The following is a 17,193-nucleotide window of genomic DNA, read 5'->3' on the forward strand; positions in this document are numbered from 1 at the left end:
AGGGCGGGCGGGTCGGTAAACCCCCCGATTCGGCGCGTCAGTCGGCCGACTCGGCCGTCGAGCGGGCGTACCGTCGCCACTCCGCCCGGATGGCCTCGCGTTTCACGAGGACGAACCCGACGACGATGACGAGGAAGCCTGCGACCGTGTTGGCGTCGATGACCTCCGAGAGGAGGAGGAAGCCGACGAGCGCGGCGAAGACGGGGGCGACGTAGGAGACGAGGTTGATCTCGACCGGACCGAGACGGTCCAGCAGGTCGAAGTAGACGAGGAAGCCGAGCGCGCTCGCCGCGAGCGAGAGGTACGCGAGCGACCCGATGGCGTCGACGGGCGCGGCCTCGACGGCCGCGAGCATCGCCGCCGGCGACTCCCCGAGCCCGGCGCTCAACCCGTGCATCAACAGCGCGCCGCCGACCATCGACCACGCCTCCATCGTCTCGATGGGGAGGTCGGCGTCGATGCGGCGGGTGAGGACGCTCCCGAACGCGAACGCGAGCGCGGCGCCGAAGACGAGCAACAGTCCGAGGTTCCCGAGGAGGTTCGTGGGGTCCGGCGGGTCGATGACGGCCACGCCGACGAGTCCGAGGACCATCCCGACCAGCCCGACGACACCGAGTCGCTCGTCGGGGAGGAGGACGCGCGCGAACGCCGTGGTGAGGACGGGCGAGAGCGAGACGACGACGGCGGCGGCGGCGCTCGTCACCTCGGGGAACCCCTCGCCGACGAACAGGAGCGAGTGGTAGCCCGCGATGAGGAAGGTGGCGCCGACGGCGACTGTGGCCCACTCCGCGCGGCCGCGCGGGAGCGGTCGGTCGGTGACGAACGCGGCGTACGCGAGCATCAGGACGCCGGCCACGTCGTAGCGCACCGCGGCGAAGAGGACGGGCGGGAAGCCGAGGTCGAGGCCGGCCTTGATGGCGACGAAAGCGGAGCCCCAGACCGCCGCGAGGACGAGGAACAGCAGGAGGTTCCGGTAGCGCACGTCGGGGGTCGGAGGGGGCCGTGCCTGAACGTTTCGGAGTGCGCGGCCGAACGAAGTGAGGCCGCGGGAGAGCGAGCGGGAGCGAACGGAGTCCTCACGAGCGAAGCGAGTGAGGGCCGTGGCAGGCGACCGGAGGGAGTCTGCCTGAGTGGGCGACACGCGAGCAGCGTGGCGATGGCTCACCGAGAGCGAACGAGCGGTCTCTCGCCACCTCAGAAGATGTACGGGTCGTCCGGGCCGGCCATGTCGGGCACCACCCAGAGGCCGTCCCCGTCCTTCTCGATCTCGCCGTTGGCGTGCAGGTCCTCGAGCATCTCGCGGACCTCCTCGACCGGGAACCGGAGCGAGGCCGCGATGCTCCGCGCCGTCGCGCCGTCCGAGGCCGTCAGCACCTCGATGACGTCCTCCGTCGGACTCCCCTCGTCGCCGAACCCACCGTCGTCCCACTCGTCGTGCATGGATGCCCGTGGGCAACGGGGGATATGAACCCACGGGTCGACTCGGGCGGTGGACCGTGTGGGCGTCCACCGTGGTGGTTGCCCCCTGCTAACGCGAGAGATTTCTCCGGGCGGGCGGTTCCGTCTAGCACTCGTCGATAGACGAGACGACCGGAGGTGGTAGCCCCCGTGTGGGTGCTGTCCTCCGACTGTTCGACACCGCGGAGCCGACGGCTCGTGGTTTTTATACGCCCCGGCGCGGTCGTCCACGTATGCAGACCCACATCGTCCCGGTCGGGTTCGACTACGACCGGCTCATCGCGCCGCTGGTGCGCGACCGACTCGACGTTGACCGGGTCGTCCTCCTCGAGGGAGCGGTGGGGAGCGAGGCGAACGTGGAGTACTCCCAGCGGCTCGCGGAGAAACTGGAGAACGACTTCTCGAACCTGCTGGGGGCGGAGACCGAGCGCGTGCGTGTCGAGGACGTCTACGACTACGACGCCGCGTTCGAGCAGGCCTACCGACTCATCAACAGCGAACTCGACGCCGGCGCGGACGTCTGGGTCAACGTCAGCGCGATGCCCCGCACCGTCTCGTTCGCCTACGCCACCGCCGCCCACTCCGTGATGGTCGAGCGCGAGGGGGACCGTGACCGCATCCGGACCTACTACACCGTCCCCGAGCGGTACCTGGAGACCGACCTCGCCGAGGAACTCCGCTCGCAGATCCGGCTGCTGGAGGACCTGCTCGCCGAGGGGCTGGACGAGGAGGCCATCCGCGAGGGGCTCCGCTCGGCCCGGTCGCTCATCGCGGAGTTCGACGAGCGCGGGACCACCATCGGTGCGAAGGAGGTGAGCGGGAGCCACGTCGTGGAGCTGCCGGTGGCGTCGTTCACCTCCGTCAAGCCGTTCGAGGAACTCGTGCTGTTCACGCTCGGCGAGTACGGCGAGTTCGAGTCGGTGAGCGACCTCGCCGCGACGCTCGCGGAGGACCTGGACGAGGAGTACACCGACGCGTTCCGGTCGAAGGTGCTCTACAACGTCGACCGACTCGGGCCGGGCGGGAAGGGGTACATCGAGCAGGAGGAACACGGGAAGTCCTACCGGACGCGACTCTCGCGCATCGGGGAACTGTGGGTCCGGGCGCACGCCGACGCCGATACGGAGCGGGTGAGCGGGTCGGGGACCGGCGCGGAGCCGGAGGACGGCTGACGCCACCTTCGCCAGGTCACTTCGTGTCCGAGTCGAGGTACGTCTCGTAGGCCGACTGGAGGACCCTCGGGGAGCGGTAGTTCCGACGCTCGGCGACGAGCGTCACCACCACGAGGAACACGAGGAAGCCCGCGGCGACCGCCGGGTCGTCGGTCGGGTCGAGTCGGTCGAGCGTCCGGTGGAACCAGAACACGTCCGTCAGCGGCGAGGTCTGGTGGAATCGACGGAGCGCCTCTCGAGCGACGGGACTCACCCAGTGAACGTCGGGGACCATCGCCCACGTGCCGCTTGCCAGGACGACCGTCCGGGGGTACCTTACCGTCGGCAGGAGGGTGAGGAGCAGCGTCGCCATCGCCGCCCCGAACGCGAAGTGCGCGAGTGCCAGCGACACGAGGGAGGGTACGGCCGGCGGCCGCTTAGCCGTTGGCGTGAGCGGGCGACTCGACCGTCGTCACGTCTCCCCCGACGCCTTCACCTTCGCCACCCGCGTCGCCAACGCGAGGAAGACACACGCGACGGTGAGGGTCACCGCCGCCGCCGCCGCGACGTCGTGGGCCGGGACCGTGTGGTCGAACCCCGCCGAGAGCGACAGGAACGGCTCGGCGTTCAACAGCGTGTGGGTGTACGTGTCGAACGGGCTGACGAGGTAGTCCACCACGTCGTTGAGGACGTACCACGCGGTGGCGACGGCGACGGCACCCACGGAGAACGAGGCGTACCGCTGGACGAGGAACGCCTCCACGACCATCGCGAGGTGCGAGGTGACGAGGAACGTGTAGAGGCCGTACTCCCAGAGGAACGCGAGAGTGTCGAGGGAGCCGCCGAGGGCCGCGAGCCCCCCGCTCGGGTACTCGACCGGGAAGGCGGTGAGGACGAACGGCGTCCACGCGCCGAGCTTGATGCAGCCGAAGAACGCGAGCGCGTGGAGCCACGGCACCCGGTCGGCGTACCCGAGCTTCCACGACGCGAGCGAGAGCGCGATGAACAGCGTCGCCAGCGGGGAGTCGGGGACGACGGGCCACGCGGCGACGGGCGTGATGGAGAACTGGAACGAGTAGAACCAGAAGCCGAAGGCGGTACCCGCGAGGTTGACGGCGACGACGAGCCACACCAGCCGGAGCCCGAGGTCCTCCAGCCAGCCGGGGAGGGGCGCGACGTACCACGGCAACCCCTCGCGCTCGGGGAGGGCGTCGGCGGGGAACCGCCGGTCGTAGAGCCGACGGAGGCGGTCCGTGGTTGACATAGGTGTCCGTGTGACTGGGAGTGTAATGCGGCTTGGGGTTCCGGCGTGGGAGGGACACGACCGAGGGTCGACGTGCGGCCGTCGAACCCCCCGCCGAAGACGGCAATCCGTGCGAACCAGTCCCCCGCAAAGACACGCGTTAAGTGGGTCCAATCCTACGATAGACGTATGAGCGACGAAGCGGCGACCGACCTCGAGGAACTCCGTCGTGGCACCGAACTCGTCAAGCGTGGGTTCGCCAAGATGCAGAAGGGCGGCGTCATCATGGACGTCGTGACGCGAGAGCAGGCCCGCGTCGCGGAGGACGCCGGCGCGGTGGCGGTCATGAGTCTCGAAGCGGTCCCGGCCGACATCCGCAAGCGCGGCGGCGTGGCCCGGATGGCCGACCCCGCGGCGCTCGAGGAGATCATCGACGAGGTCTCCATCCCGGTGATGGGGAAGGCCCGCATCGGCCACACCGTCGAGGCCCAGATCCTCGAGGCGACGGGCGCCGACATGGTCGACGAGAGCGAGGTGCTCACGCCTGCGGACAACGAGTACCACATCGACAAGCGCGACTTCACGGCGCCGTTCGTCTGCGGGGCGCGGAACCTGCAGGAGGCGCTGCGGCGCATCGAGGAGGGTGCCGCCATGATCCGCACGAAGGGCGAGGCCGGCACGGGCGACGTGAACCAGGCCGTCACCCACCAGCGCGCCATCAAGGGCGCCATCCGTCAGCTGACGGGGATGAACCACGAGGAGCGCGAGAAGTGGGCGCGCGAGCACGAGGCACCCGCGCACCTCGTCCACGAGACTGCCGAGATGGGCCGGCTCCCGGTCGTCAACTTCGCGGCTGGCGGTATCGCCACCCCCGCCGACGCCGCGCTGATGATGTACCACGGCTGTGATGGCATCTTCGTCGGGAGCGGCATCTTCGGCGCCGAGGACCCGCAGGCGATGGGCGAGGCCATCGTCGAGGCCGTCAACCACTGGGACGACCCCGAGACCCTCAAGGAGATCGCCAAGGGCATCGGCAAGGGCATGAAGGGCCAGTCCAACACCGGGATGGCCGAGGAGGACAAACTGCAGGGTCGCGGCGTCTGACCGACCGCGCCCCCGACCACACGACCGAACGTTCAGTATTGCTGACCCGTCACCGAGCCGTCGAGCGCGCCGGCAGCGAGACCCCGGCTCCGCGCGAATAAACTCCTTCTCGCTGACGCGCCGTGTCGCACGACTTAACCGGTTGTGGCCACGGGTAGCACGATAGACAGTGATGGAAGTCGTCAGAAGCGCTCTCCGGGGGGTGTTCTCGCCGTTTCGGTCGCGGCCCAGCGGGACGGTGGTGGGGCGAGTCGCGGGCCCGAACCCGGACCCCGTGGTGCTGGTCCACGGCTTCCTGGACTACTACGGGACCCCGTGGTGGGCGACGATGGAGGAGTTGCTGGTGGAGGCGGGGTGGCCCGAGGAGCGGGTCCACAGCGTGACCATCAGCAAGCTCCCCGGGACGACCATCGGCTCCCCGATGTCGTACGCGGCGAAGGTACAGGAGACGCTGGAGTCGGCCCACGACGCCCACGGCCAGCCCGTCGACGTCATCGGCCACTCGATGGGCGGGCTGAAGGCCCGCTGGTGTGTCGAGCAGGGCGACGGCGAGGAGTACGTCGACGACCTCGTCACGCTCGGGACGCCGCACCAGGGCACCTACGCGGCCTACTGGGCGCTCCTGACACCCGGTGGGCGCGACATGATCCCCGGAAGCTCGTTCGTCCGGACGCTGAACGAGGGGGGACTCGCACCGTCGGTCCGGTACACGTCGGTGTGGTCGAGCGCCGACTCGCTCGTCCTGCCCCAGTCGAACGCGAAGATTCCAGCCGAGATCGTGGACGAGGACACGGAGAACATCTACTGCGGGGCGAAGGCACACATCTCGATGGTCCACGACGCCGAGGTGCTGGGGATGTACGCCCACCGGCTGGACTGATCCTTGGACGGCCGGCCCGACCCGGTCAGGGCCAGAACCGCTGGAGCGAGCCGACGGTCGTCGGCGAGGCGAACGGGGTGGCGTCGTGGAGCGTCGGCCGGACGTTCGCCTTCCCGTCGAGGAACCGTTCGAGGTCGGCCCGGTCGGTGTGGTCGTAGTTCGTGATGGTCCACGGCGGCCACACCGACAGGTGCTCGAACCGCGTCCCGTTCCACCGGGCGTAGACGTCGGCGGCGCCGTCCTGGGCGACCAGCGCCACCACACCGTCCGTCGCTCGCATCGTCTCGAGGAGGTCGGTCAGGTCCGCCTCGCCACCCCCGACGTGCGCCTGGAACACGTTCCTGACGGCCCGGTGGTCCGAGTGTTCGAGCAGCGTCTCCCGGAGGTCCTCGTCGCTACTGCCGGTGCTCATCGACCGTGTGTACTGTTCACACAGTCTTAAACGGACGGGGTCGTCGAGGACCGCCGGAGAGCGACGCGACGGCCGTGCCCGACGGCGCGGGCGGCCACCGACTTCATGCCCTCCGGGGGCGACACGTCGCTATGGACAGACGACTGCTGGCGGTCGTCCTCGCGACGCTCGCGGTGCTGGCCGGGTGTACCACCGCCCTCCCGGAAGCCACGCCGGGCGAGCCGGACGGCGGTGACGGGGGCGGAGCCACCGTCGCCCCCGGTGCCGACCTCACCCCCACGGGCGGTGGGAGCGTCACGGTGACCGTCACCCGCGTGGTCGACGGCGACACGATGAAGGTCACCTTCGAGAACGGCACGGAGGACACGGTCCGCCTGCTCGGCGTCGACACCCCGGAGGTCCACTCCGAGAACTCGCCCGACGAGTTCGAGGGCGTCCCCGAGACCGACGAGGGGAGCGAGTGTCTCCGGCGCTACGGCGAGCGTGCCTCCTCGTTCGCCAAGGAGACGCTGGAAGGCGAGACGGTGACCCTCCAGTTCGACCCGGACTCCGACCGGCGGGGCTACTACGGCCGGCTGCTCGGCTACCTCGTCGTCGACGGCCAGAACTTCAACTACCGCCTCGTCGCCGAGGGCCACGCCCGCGTCTACGACTCCTCGTTCTCGCTGCGGGACGGGTTCGACGACGCCGAGGCGAGCGCCCGGGCCGCCGGGACGGGCCTCTGGTCGTGTGCCGAGGGCGGCACCGGTCCCACCGCCACGGCCAGCGCGACACCCGACGGCGGGAGCGTCGACGGCCGACTGGCCGTCGTGGCCATCAACGCCGACGCCGAGGGGAACGACAACGAGAACCTGAACGACGAGTACGTCACGCTCGAGAACCGCGGGACAGAGTCGCTCGACCTCTCGGGGTGGACGGTGACCGACGAGGCGGGCAAGACCTACACGTTCGGGGACGTCACGCTCGGCGCGGGCGAACGGGTCACGCTCCACTCCGGGAGCGGCGAGGACACCGCCACGGACGTCTACTGGGGCCAGTCGAGCGCCGTCTGGAACAACGGCGGCGACACGGTGACGGTCCGGGACGCCGACGGCGAGGTGGTCGCCGAGCGGTCGTACTGACCCCGACGCTCCGCCGGACACCCGGCTCGTCGCACACGCCTGCGCGTACGCGCAGGAACGTGAAGGGGAGAGTTTTTGACGGAAGGTTTCGTAACCCGTTTTATATGTTCAAGGCCATCGTGAGCGCCGACACGCTCGGGGCTGCCCTCGACTCCGTGAGCGTGCTGGTCGACGAGTGCAAGATCAACCTCAACGACGACGGCCTCGCCATCCGGGCCGTCGACCCGGCCAACGTCGGGATGGTCGACCTCACGCTCGACGAGTCCGCCTTCGAGTCCTACGAGACGGACGGGGGCGTCATCGGCGTCAACCTCGCCCGCCTCGAGGAGTTCGTCGGGATGGCCGACGCCGGCCAGCTCGTCCAGCTCGAGCTCGACGAGGAGACCCGCAAGCTCCACATCCAGATCGAGGGGCTGGAGGGTACCCTCGCGCTCATCGACCCCGAGTCCATCCGCAAGGAGCCGGACATCCCGGACCTCGACCTCCCGGCGACCATCGTCGTCGAGGGCAAGGACATCGACCGCGCGGTCAAGGCCGCCGACATGGTCTCCGACCACATCGCGCTCGGCGTCGACGAGACCGAGGAGACGTTCTACGTCGAGGCCGAGGGTGACACCGACGACGTCCACCTGACGCTCGGCCGTGACGAACTCATCGACCTCGTGGCCGGCGAGGCACGCTCGCTGTTCTCGCTCGACTACCTGAAGGACATGAACAAGGCCATCCCGAAGGACGCCGAGGTCGAGATCGAACTCGGGCAGGAGTTCCCGGTGAAGATGCACTTCGACATCGCCGAGGCGCAGGGGCAGGTCACGTACATGCTCGCGCCGCGCATCCAGAGCGACTGAGACGGTCGTTCACCGGACCGCTCACGAACCGCACACACCACCCCGGCCTTCTTCGACCGCCGATACCCGACAGCCCTGCTCAGGTCTCGGCCGGCACCCGCGCGCCGAGGAACTCGTCGAGCAGTTCCACGAGGCGCTCGGGCTGGTCCTCCGGGACCAGCGCGTAGGCGTCCGGGACCCGCTCGAGTCGGGCGTCGGGGAACGCGGCGACCAGTCGCTCGGCGTCCGCGAGCGGGAATATCGGGTCGTCGGTCCCCCAGACGACGAGGACGGGCCGGTCGAAGTCGGGGAACGACGCGGCCGCCTCGTTGGTGTACCGCGGGTCGACGCCGAGCAGCGCCGTCCGGAGGTCGCGTCGCACCCCCGGGTCACGGGTGAGCGCGTCGACGTAGTCCGCGAGGACGCGGTCCTCGACGGGGTGTTTCGTCAGCAGGCGGAAGGCGAGTCGCCGAACCGTCGCCGACCGGAGTGACCGGGCGAACAGGCCGACGACGCCCGGCACCCGTGCGCCGAGCGTGAACGGCTTGGCCGCCAGCGGCGGGAAGTTGTCGTAGGCGTCGCAGTTCACCAGCACCAGTCGGGCGACCCGTTCGGGGTGCCGGGTGAGGAACACCTGACAGAGCGCGCCGCCGGTGTCGTTGCCGACGAGCGTCACCCGGTCGACGTCGAGGGCGTCGAGGAACGCCGCGAGCAGGTCCGCCAGCCCCGAGGGTGTGAGGTCGGCGTGCGCGTCCATCGCCAGTCGGTGGCCGCCGAGCGGGAGCGTCGGGACGAGACAGCGGTGCGTCGCCGAGAGCGGGCCGGCCACGTTCCGCCACAGGTCGCCGTTCACGAACGCGCCGTGGACGAACAGGAGCGGGTCGCCCTCGCCGACGTCGTGGTACTCGAGCGTGCCCTGCGGGAGGTCGACCGTCCGTCGTTCCTCGTCCAGTCCCGTCTGTCGTGGCGACCGTGTCATGCGTTCGAGGAGGCGTCGTACGGGCCTCAAGGCTCCGACCGGGAAATTCCGGGGCGCCCGGAATCCACCCGAGACGGTCGGATTGATGTGCCGCCGACGGGAGGGGGAGGTATGGACGGGGCGGACCTCACGGAGTTGCTCCGGCTGCGACACGACGTCCTCCGGGCGCTCGTCGACCAGCCACGGCCGCGACACGAACTCGTGGACGCGCTCCCCGACTCGAAGTCGACGGTCTACAAGGGCCTCACACAGCTCGAGGAGGCCGGACTCGTCGATCGGACCGACGGGAGGTTCGCCCCGACGCTGTTCGGCGTGGTGGCGCTCGCGCGCTACGAGGCGCTGGTGGAGACGGCGGCCTACGGCGACCTGCTCGCCGACCTGCCGGGCGACGCGGTCGACCCGGCGGCGCTCGTGGGCGCGAGCGTCGTCCGGCCCGACGACTCCGACGCCGAGCGACACCTCGAGGCCGTCTGGGACCTGCTCGCGGGAGCCGACCGGGTCAGCGGTGTCGCACCGGTCGTCTCGCCGGGCTACGTCGACCGGTTCCGGGCGATACTGGACGCCGGGCTGGACGCCGACCTCGTGTTGCCGACGGCCGTCGTCGAGACGCTCCGTCGGGACCACGCGGCGGCGCTGGCGGCCGTCACCGAGCGCGCGACCCTCTACGAGACGGCCGACCCGGTCCCGTTCGGCGTCCTCGTCACCGACGGCTCGCCGGGACAGATGGCCATCGAACTCCGCGACGGACCGCTCATCACCGGACTCGTGACGAACGAGACGCCGGCCGCGGCGGCGTGGGCGCGGGCGACGGTCGACCGGTACCGCGAGGGCGCCACCCGGGTCACCCCCGACGGGTCGTGACCTCGCTCACGCCACCAGCACGCTCTCGCCGGCCCGCACCTTCTCTCCGCGCTCGACCACGACGTCCGCGAGCGACACCTCGGGTGGGAACAGCACGTCCGCCCGCGACCCGAACGAGATGTGGGCGAACCGCTGGCCGCGTTCCAGTTCCGCGCCACCGTCCACCCACGGATGGATGCGTCGTGCCACCGCGCCGGCGATCAGGGTCACCTCGAACGCGCCGCAGTCGAAGCGGACCCGCTCGTTCCGGTCGGACTCCTTCGTGAACGCCGGGAGGTGCTTTCCGGGTTCGTGGGTGACGGACTCGACCGTCGCGGGCGCGGGCATCCGGTTGACGTGGACGTCGGTGACGTTCATGAAGACGGCCACGCGCACCCGCGTCTCGCCGGCGTGTTCCTCCTCACGGACCACGCTCACGCGACCGTCGGCGGGCGAGAGGTAGCCGTCCGTCGCCGTGGGCGTGCGCGAGGGGTCGCGGTTGAACCAGACGGCGACGCCGAACGCGACGGGCACGAGGAGGACGGCGGGCGGGAATAGGGGCGCGAGGAGGACCGGGACGAGCCCACAGACGAGTGCCAGTCGCAGGGTGCCGGGGGCGACTCGGAACCCGCTCATCCGTGGCGGTCGATGACCGCCTTCGCGGCCCGGGCCTTCTCCTTCCAGCCGTAGCCCTGTTCGTAGACGTGTTTCTTCGCGTCGACCAGTTCCTCGGGCGAGGCCTCCTCGAACCCGCCGCGGGCCCACGTCCCGGACTCGTACATCCACTCGACGACCTGTTCGCGCGTCTCCTGCCACGAGAGGCCGACCATCTCGTAGAACGCGACCAGCGCGAACACGCTGTTGTCGTGGGCACCCGGCACGCTGCCACGCTCGTAGATGGTCCTGAGCGGTTCGCTCGTCGGGCGCGAGACCTTCTCCTTGTACTCCTCGACGGTCAGCAGGTGGAGGAGTCCCTCGCGTTCCTCGACGCGGCGGTCGCCCTTCAGACGCCGGAGGACGGCCTGGTGGAGCGGCGACCAGTCCTCGAGGTCGTCGCTCAGGGCCGACTCACGGTACGGGCGGGTGGAGAGCGCACTCAGCACGTCCACGTACGCGCCCTCTACCTCGGGGCGGCGACGGCCGTCGTGCTCACAGGCGGCGTCGTGGACGTTGCTGGTGGTCCGACAGTCCGGACAGGGGTACGCGAACCGCGGCACGACTGGTCGGTTCAGGGGGCGCGAGTAAGAGACTGTCGGGTGCCCGGCGGCGGGAGACGTCGCCGAGGACCGCCAGCGAGACTGTCCCGTTAACCCCATCATAAGTGCCCGTGCCGTGGCTCTCCGCGCCGGATTCGGGAATCAACGACGGGGGGTCGTAGGATAATCCGACACTAACGAAGATGCTCGGGGGTCACGGTTTATCGCATGAAACTCGGAGTCATCGGGTACGGGAACGCTGGCGGCAAGATCGCCGACCGACTACTCCAGTTCGAGGAGCAGACCCACCGCAACCTGACCCGCGCGGTCATCGCCATCAACTCGGCGAAGGTCGACCTCGAGCGACTCGAGCACATCCCGCGGGAGAACCGGTTCCTCGTCGGACAGACCGACGAGCGGGTGAAGGGACACGGCGTCGGGGGCGACCCGGACCTCGGTGCGGAGATTACCCGGCAGGACCAGTACGAGATCGACCGGGCGCTGGACCGGGTGCCTGTCTACGACATCGGCGGATTCCTCATCATCGCGGGGCTCGGCGGCGGGACGGGGAGCGGCGGGGCCCCCGAGCTGGCCGAACACATCAGGGAGACCTACGAGGAGCCGGTGTACGGGCTCGGCATCCTGCCGGCCGAGGAGGAGGGTGGCCGCGCCGCGCTCAACGCCGCCCGGTCGCTGCAGGCGTTCACACAGGCGACCGACAACCTCGTGCTGTTCGACAACCACGCGTGGCGGGGAAGCGAGGACTCCGTCGTCGGCGGGTTCGACCGGACGAACACGGAGATCGTCAAGCGGGTGGTGACGCTGCTCTCGGCCGGCGAGATCGACGGCTCGCGCATCTCCGAGAACGCGATGGACTCGGGCGACATCCGCCGGACGATGGCGACGGGCGGGGTCAGCACCATCGCCTACGCCGAGACGGCCCTCGGCACCGAAGAGCGCGACGCGGGGTTGCTCGGCCGGTTCCGCGAGCAGAACTCGCGCGCGACGGCCAACGGGGCCGACGCCGGCACGCGCGTCAGCGGACTCATCCGGCAGGCGGTACAGTCGCGTCTCACCTGTCCGGCGGCCGTCGACTCCGCCGAGCGGTCGCTCATCGTCGTCTCCGGACCGCCGGAGGCGTTCTCCCGGAAGGGGCTGGAGAAGGGCCGCCAGTGGCTCGAGCGGGAGACCGACAGCGCAGAGGTGCTGGCCGGCGACGACCCGCGCGACGGTGCACGCACCCTCTCGGCGGTGGTGTTGCTCTCGAACGTGACCGACGTACCGCGTGTCAAGCAGCTCCAGCAACAGGCCATCATGGCCCAGCGCTCCATCAAGGAGCGCGAGACGACCCGCGCGGACGAGATCCAGGCGCTCATCACGGACGACGGGAACGAGCTCGAGCCGCTCTGAGCGCGGGCGGGGACCGGTCGCCGGCGATCGCCGGCCGAACCTTGAAATCCGGAGGCGGCACCACCCTTCGACACGTCTATGCAGGGGCCGCCACGAGGGACGTGCGTGACCGAGGAGTCCGGAGCGGCGGCCGAAGCCGACACCGAGCGCCCGCCGTGGCGCGACGTGTTCGGCCACGCCGAACCCTACGAGGAACAGGCCGAGGGTATCGCCACGGCCGTCGAGACGGCGAGCGAGAACGGCTTCCTCGCGCTCGAGGGCGCCTGCGGGACGGGCAAGACGATGCTCGCGCTCACCGCTGGCATCCACCTCGTCCGCGACCCGGACTCCCAGTACGAACGCGTCCTCGTCCTCACGAGCGTCAAACAGCAGTTGCGCCAGTTCGAACAGGACCTTCGACTGGTCAACGAGAACCTCCCCGAGGACTGGCGGCCGGTCTCGGGGCTCACGCTCGTCGGGAAGGCCGACGTCTGCCCGTACAACCGCGAGGGCGCGGGCGGTATCGACGGCGAGAACGTCTACGACCGGTGTGAGAGCCTGCGCGAGCGGACCCGTGGGCTGACCGAGGACACCAGCGCCGGGAGCCTCGCCCAGCACGGCCGCTCACAGCAGGTCGGACTCGCCGACTCGGGGGCCGAGGACGGCGGGGCCTCCTACCTCGAGTCGGCGGGCGGGATGTCGCCGTACGCCCCCGAGATGCCCGAGTACGGCACCGACACGGGCAGCGTGGAGTTCTGCCCGTTCTACGCGCAGTACCTGGACGACCTGCCGGAGGAAGGCAATCCGGTCGAGGCCGTCCCGTTCGACCACACCGAGGCCGGCCTCATCACGACCGAGGACCTCGTCCGTCACTCGGTCGAACACGGGACCTGTCCGCACTCGGTGATGGGGGCGCTCCTCCCGAGCGTGGAGGTCGTCGTCGGGAACTACTACCACGCGTTCGATCCCACGACCACCGAGTCGTTCACCGGCCCCTTGCTGGACGACTCGACGTTCCTCGTCTGCGACGAGGCGCACATGCTCGAGCCCCGCGTGCGCGAACTCGTCAGCGACGGGGTGAGCGACACGGCGCTGCGCGACGCCGAGGCCGAGATCGCGCAGGTCGTCCAGCCGCTCACGATGAGCGCCGAGGGCCGGGCGACCGGACCGGTCGAGACCATCCGCGGCGAACTGCAGGACTCCGGGGTCACGGTCGAGGACTGCCAGCGGGTGCGGACGTTCCTCCGCGACCTGCGCGAGTACCTCGACGACCGGGTGACCGACCACCTCGACCGGGAGCACCGCGGCTGGCAGGACTCGATGGCCGACCTGCCGGACGTGGAGCTACCGCTGCGCGACCCCGAGGAACCGGCCGTGGACGACCTGACCGAGTGGGCGAGCGAGACGGGCTACACCGACTCGGACTGGGCGCTCGCGGCGTCGGTGGGCGCCGTCGTCGGGCACGTCCTGAACACCGTCGACGAGGCCAGCGAGGAGGACGACGGAGAGAAGCGCCGGACGGCCCCCGCCGTGGGGCGGGCGCTGGCGGCGTGGGCCGAGGCCGACCACACCGACCACTTCCGCGAGATTCGACTGGAGCGGACGTGGAACGACGTGGCCCCGCGAGACTCGTGGCGCCGAGCCTACAACGGCCGGTTCGAACTCCACTGCTGCGTCCCCGGCGACCGCATCGGCGAGCGCCTCGCCGAGTTCGGCGGCGGCGTGTTGATGTCAGCGACGCTGGCGCCGCTCGACGTGTTCCGCTCGGTCTCCGGGCTCGACCACCTCGCCGACGCCGGTCGGCCCGTCACCGAGCGGGTGTACGAGATGAACTTCCCGCCGGAGAACCGCGCCTCGTTCGCGGTGAAGGCGCCGAAGTTCACCTACGCCAACCGGGGCGCGCCGGACGAGGAGACGCCCACGCGGGTGGCCCACGCCCGCGCCATCCGGCAGGTCGCCTCGGTCGAGGGGAACGTCCTCGTCGGGATGCCCTCCTACGCCGAGGCCGAGTGGGCGGCCGGCGTCCTCCGCGGGCACGTCGACAAGGAGGTACTGCTCGACGAGTCCTCCTCGGACGCCGCGACGGGCGCGATGCGCGACGAGTTCTTCGAGGGACCGGGGAAGGTGCTCGTCACGTCGCTCCGCGGGACGCTCACCGAAGGGGTCGACTACCGGGGCGACCGCCTCACGGCGGCCGTCGTCTCCGGCGTCCCCATCGTCAACACCGCCTCGCCGCGGACGAAGGCGGTACGGACCGCCTACGACCGCCGGTTCGGGGAGGGCTTCCGCGACGCGTTGCTCGTGCCGGCAGTCCGAAAGGCGCGACAGGCCATCGGCCGCGTCATCCGCGGACCGGACGAGCGCGGCGTCCGGGTCCTGCTGGACGAGCGCTACGCCAGTGACGACTGGGACTCGGTGCGTGACCTGCTCGGGCCGGACCGCGAGGAGTTCCAGCCCGTGGGGCCGGACATGCTCGACTTCGCGCTGGAGCGGTTCGACGGCTAGCGAACGTCCAGCGACGGGTCGCAGGCCACGTCGAACCCGACCGAGCTATCCTCGTCGTTCCGCCAGAGCGAGAGCGTGACGTTTCGCGCCCGCCGCGGGACGGCGAACGGGACGACGCCGCTCGCCGACTCGCCGGGGTCGAGCGTCAGTTCCTCGGCGCCGAACGCCGCCTCGAGTCCCGTCAGCGTCCACCCGGTGTACCAAGCCGACTGGCCCGCCCGGACCAGCACCGCCAGCCCCTCCGTGGGGCGGAAGCTGACGCTCGAGGAGGCCCCACCGGGGAGCGAGTAGACCAGCCGATAGATGGCGTAGGCCTCGCCCTCGCCCGGGGTGTAGGTGAGAAACCCCGAGCCAATTCCGGGCTGGAGGCGGGCGTGCCACCGGAGCGAGAGCCGCGGGCTGACACTCCCGGTACCGGCCGGGTCGACGCGGAGCGGAATCGGTTCGACGTCACCCTTCGTCTCCCGGCTCACACACCCCTGTGGCGTGGGGGTAGGACTCGGCGTCGGCGTCTCCGAGGGAGTCGGCGATTCGGTCGGCGTCGGTGAGTCCGTCGGGGTGGGTGAGTCCGTCGGCGTCGGTGTCGCCGCCGGTGTCGCCGTCGGCGTCGACTCGTCGTCGAAGAGCGAGGAACACCCGGCCAGGCCCGCCGCTCCGGCGAGGCCCGCCGCGCGCAGGAACGACCGTCTGTCGGGCATCGTCGATTTGTCGATACAGCGGCAGATAAATCCGCGGACCTATCCGATATTCGAACAGTCACGAGCGGGGGGACACGGGGGCAGACGCACTGCTGTGTGACCAGCGTCAGACGCTCGTCAGACTGCCGATTCCACACGTGATGGCGGTCTATCCCCCCGCCGTAGTGTGGTTCTCTCGACCGGCGCTTACCCCCGTGTTTCGTGTGGAACGGGCGCACGCCACGCGACCCACGTCGGCGGGTCGCGCCGGAGACAGGTTTTTGTCACGTGGGCTAGAATCGAAACCGTGTCGAGACGCGCACGGCAGCGACAGTACGTCCTGGCGGCGGCGCTGGTCGCCGTAGCCGCCGTGGCCGCCTTCGTCCTCGCGGAGGTGGTGGGGACGGTGTTCTTCGCCGTCACCGTCGCGTACGTGCTGGTGCCGGTGCGTCACCGACTGGTCGACCAGGGGGTCCCCCGGCAGTGGGCGGCGGCGGCCGTCGCGAGCGGCGCGTTCGGCCTCGTCCTCGCCGTCATCGCCCCGCTTGGCTGGGTCCTCTACCGACGGCGGCGTGAGCTCATCGACCTCATCGGCTCCATCCCCCAGTCCATCGTCGTCCCGCTGGGGGAGTTCACGTACACGCTCGATACGAGCGTCGTCCTCCAGTTCCTCCAGTCGTCGATCCGGGGCGTGGCCGTCGGCGTCGCCGCCGCCGCTCCCGTCATCGCGCTCGAGCTGTTCCTCTTCGCCATCCTGCTGTACGCCCTGTTGCTCCGGCCGGGCGCGGCCGGCAGAGCGGTCCTCGGGGTGGTCCCGAGTGCGTACCACGACGTGCCGGTGGCGCTGAACCGCCGGGTCCGCGAGACGCTCTACGGCATCTACGTCCTGCAGGCGGCCACCGCCGCCGGGACGTTCGTCATCGCGTTCGCGGTGTTCGCGGCGCTCGGGTACAGCGCCTCGTTCACCCTCGCGGTGGTCGCCGGCTTCCTCCAGTTCGTCCCCGTCGTCGGGCCGGGGCTCCTCGTCGGGGTGCTTGCGGTCGTCGACCTCGTCGGCGGGATGCCGACTCGCGCGGTGCTCGTGGCCGTGCTGGGTGCCGTGTTCGTCAGTCTCGCGCCGGACGCCATCATCCGTCCCCGACTCGCCTCGCGGGCCGCCCACCTCCCCACGAGCCTCTACTTCATCGGGTTCACCGGCGGCCTCCTGACCGTCGGGGCCATCGGCTTCATCGCCGGGCCCCTCGTCGTCGCGTTGCTCGTCGAGGTGGTCGAACTGCTCTCGGACGCCGGGCCGGAGCAACGGACGCTGGAGGAGACGGGGCTACGCCGTGGGACGCCCACGGACGACGAGGGCGGCGAGGACGACGAGGCAGGGCCGAACGAGGAGCGCCACGAGGACGCCGGGGCCTGA

Annotated in this window: 18 protein-coding genes; 9 read left to right on the forward strand and 9 right to left on the reverse strand. The window is 70.5% G+C overall.

Annotation, left to right across the window (positions count from 1 at the left end; genetic code table 11):
- Positions 1–37 precede the first annotated feature (37 nt).
- Positions 38–982, reverse strand: coding sequence for a DMT family transporter (locus tag N0B31_RS12680; protein WP_260591998.1), 945 nt, complete (start codon positions 980–982; stop codon positions 38–40).
- A gap of 212 nt (positions 983–1,194) precedes the next feature.
- Positions 1,195–1,440, reverse strand: coding sequence for a DUF4423 domain-containing protein (locus tag N0B31_RS12685; RefSeq protein ID WP_260591999.1), 246 nt, complete (start codon positions 1,438–1,440; stop codon positions 1,195–1,197).
- 251 nt (positions 1,441–1,691) lie between these two features.
- Between N0B31_RS12685 and N0B31_RS12690 the strand changes: the two genes are divergently transcribed.
- Positions 1,692–2,630: an HFX_2341 family transcriptional regulator gene (locus N0B31_RS12690; RefSeq protein ID WP_260592000.1), complete on the forward strand. Its 939-nt coding sequence runs from the start codon at positions 1,692–1,694 to the stop codon at positions 2,628–2,630.
- A 16-nt stretch (positions 2,631–2,646) separates the two neighbouring features.
- Here N0B31_RS12690 and N0B31_RS12695 read toward each other — a convergent pair whose 3' ends face one another.
- Together N0B31_RS12695 and N0B31_RS12700 are read right to left on the reverse strand one after the other, a co-directional pair.
- Positions 2,647–3,021, reverse strand: coding sequence for a hypothetical protein (locus tag N0B31_RS12695; protein ID WP_260592001.1), 375 nt, complete (start codon positions 3,019–3,021; stop codon positions 2,647–2,649).
- Positions 3,022–3,081: 60 nt separating this feature from the next.
- Entirely contained in the window at positions 3,082–3,873 is a 792-nt protein-coding gene (locus N0B31_RS12700) for a DUF1405 domain-containing protein (RefSeq protein WP_260592002.1), read from the reverse strand.
- Between the two features lie 168 nt (positions 3,874–4,041).
- Here N0B31_RS12700 and pdxS point away from each other — a divergent pair, with 168 nt between their 5' ends.
- Positions 4,042–4,956 carry a pyridoxal 5'-phosphate synthase lyase subunit PdxS gene (pdxS, locus tag N0B31_RS12705; RefSeq protein WP_260592003.1) on the forward strand — a complete coding sequence of 305 codons (915 nt, stop codon included), beginning with the start codon at positions 4,042–4,044 and terminating at the stop codon, positions 4,954–4,956.
- A 241-nt stretch (positions 4,957–5,197) separates the two neighbouring features.
- On the forward strand, positions 5,198–5,836 hold the full coding sequence (locus N0B31_RS12710) for an esterase/lipase family protein (protein ID WP_260592004.1): 639 nt from the start codon (positions 5,198–5,200) through the stop codon (positions 5,834–5,836).
- A gap of 25 nt (positions 5,837–5,861) precedes the next feature.
- Here the strand turns inward: N0B31_RS12710 and N0B31_RS12715 are convergent, their stop codons facing one another.
- Positions 5,862–6,248 carry a hypothetical protein gene (locus tag N0B31_RS12715; RefSeq protein WP_260592005.1) on the reverse strand — a complete coding sequence of 129 codons (387 nt, stop codon included), beginning with the start codon at positions 6,246–6,248 and terminating at the stop codon, positions 5,862–5,864.
- Positions 6,249–6,379: 131 nt separating this feature from the next.
- Here N0B31_RS12715 and N0B31_RS12720 point away from each other — a divergent pair, with 131 nt between their 5' ends.
- Both N0B31_RS12720 and N0B31_RS12725 read left to right on the forward strand, forming a co-directional pair.
- Complete coding sequence (locus N0B31_RS12720; RefSeq protein ID WP_260592006.1) at positions 6,380–7,369, forward strand: lamin tail domain-containing protein; 990 nt, start codon at positions 6,380–6,382, stop codon at positions 7,367–7,369.
- A gap of 104 nt (positions 7,370–7,473) precedes the next feature.
- Positions 7,474–8,217: a DNA polymerase sliding clamp gene (locus N0B31_RS12725; RefSeq protein WP_260592007.1), complete on the forward strand. Its 744-nt coding sequence runs from the start codon at positions 7,474–7,476 to the stop codon at positions 8,215–8,217.
- 79 nt (positions 8,218–8,296) lie between these two features.
- On the opposite strand, the gene N0B31_RS12730 is transcribed toward N0B31_RS12725, so the two are convergent.
- Complete coding sequence (locus N0B31_RS12730; protein WP_260592008.1) at positions 8,297–9,175, reverse strand: alpha/beta fold hydrolase; 879 nt, start codon at positions 9,173–9,175, stop codon at positions 8,297–8,299.
- A gap of 111 nt (positions 9,176–9,286) precedes the next feature.
- Between N0B31_RS12730 and N0B31_RS12735 the strand changes: the two genes are divergently transcribed.
- Positions 9,287–10,036 (forward strand): helix-turn-helix transcriptional regulator, encoded by a 750-nt coding sequence (locus tag N0B31_RS12735; RefSeq protein WP_260592009.1) that lies wholly within the window; start codon positions 9,287–9,289, stop codon positions 10,034–10,036.
- Positions 10,037–10,042: 6 nt separating this feature from the next.
- Here N0B31_RS12735 and N0B31_RS12740 read toward each other — a convergent pair whose 3' ends face one another.
- Together N0B31_RS12740 and N0B31_RS12745 are read right to left on the reverse strand one after the other, a co-directional pair.
- Positions 10,043–10,651: a protein sorting system archaetidylserine decarboxylase gene (locus N0B31_RS12740; protein ID WP_260592010.1), complete on the reverse strand. Its 609-nt coding sequence runs from the start codon at positions 10,649–10,651 to the stop codon at positions 10,043–10,045.
- Positions 10,648–11,232, reverse strand: a complete 585-nt coding sequence (locus N0B31_RS12745; RefSeq protein WP_260592011.1) for a DUF7474 family protein — start codon at positions 11,230–11,232, stop codon at positions 10,648–10,650. Before N0B31_RS12745 ends, N0B31_RS12740 begins: the two co-directional genes overlap by 4 nt.
- Positions 11,233–11,439: 207 nt before the next feature.
- Between N0B31_RS12745 and N0B31_RS12750 the strand changes: the two genes are divergently transcribed.
- Together N0B31_RS12750 and N0B31_RS12755 are read left to right on the forward strand one after the other, a co-directional pair.
- A complete protein-coding gene (locus tag N0B31_RS12750; protein WP_260592012.1) occupies positions 11,440–12,621 on the forward strand; it encodes a tubulin/FtsZ family protein in 1,182 nt (393 codons plus the stop codon).
- Between the two features lie 105 nt (positions 12,622–12,726).
- A complete protein-coding gene (locus N0B31_RS12755; RefSeq protein WP_260592013.1) occupies positions 12,727–15,105 on the forward strand; it encodes an ATP-dependent DNA helicase in 2,379 nt (792 codons plus the stop codon).
- Here N0B31_RS12755 and N0B31_RS12760 read toward each other — a convergent pair.
- Positions 15,102–15,803 (reverse strand): twin-arginine translocation signal domain-containing protein, encoded by a 702-nt coding sequence (locus tag N0B31_RS12760; protein WP_260592014.1) that lies wholly within the window; start codon positions 15,801–15,803, stop codon positions 15,102–15,104. The genes N0B31_RS12755 and N0B31_RS12760 overlap by 4 nt on opposite strands.
- Before the next feature lie 286 nt (positions 15,804–16,089).
- Between N0B31_RS12760 and N0B31_RS12765 the strand changes: the two genes are divergently transcribed.
- Complete coding sequence (locus N0B31_RS12765; RefSeq protein WP_260592015.1) at positions 16,090–17,193, forward strand: AI-2E family transporter; 1,104 nt, start codon at positions 16,090–16,092, stop codon at positions 17,191–17,193.

It is taken from the genome of Salinirubellus salinus (genome assembly GCF_025231485.1).
Taxonomy (GTDB): domain Archaea; phylum Halobacteriota; class Halobacteria; order Halobacteriales; family Haloarculaceae; genus Salinirubellus; species Salinirubellus salinus.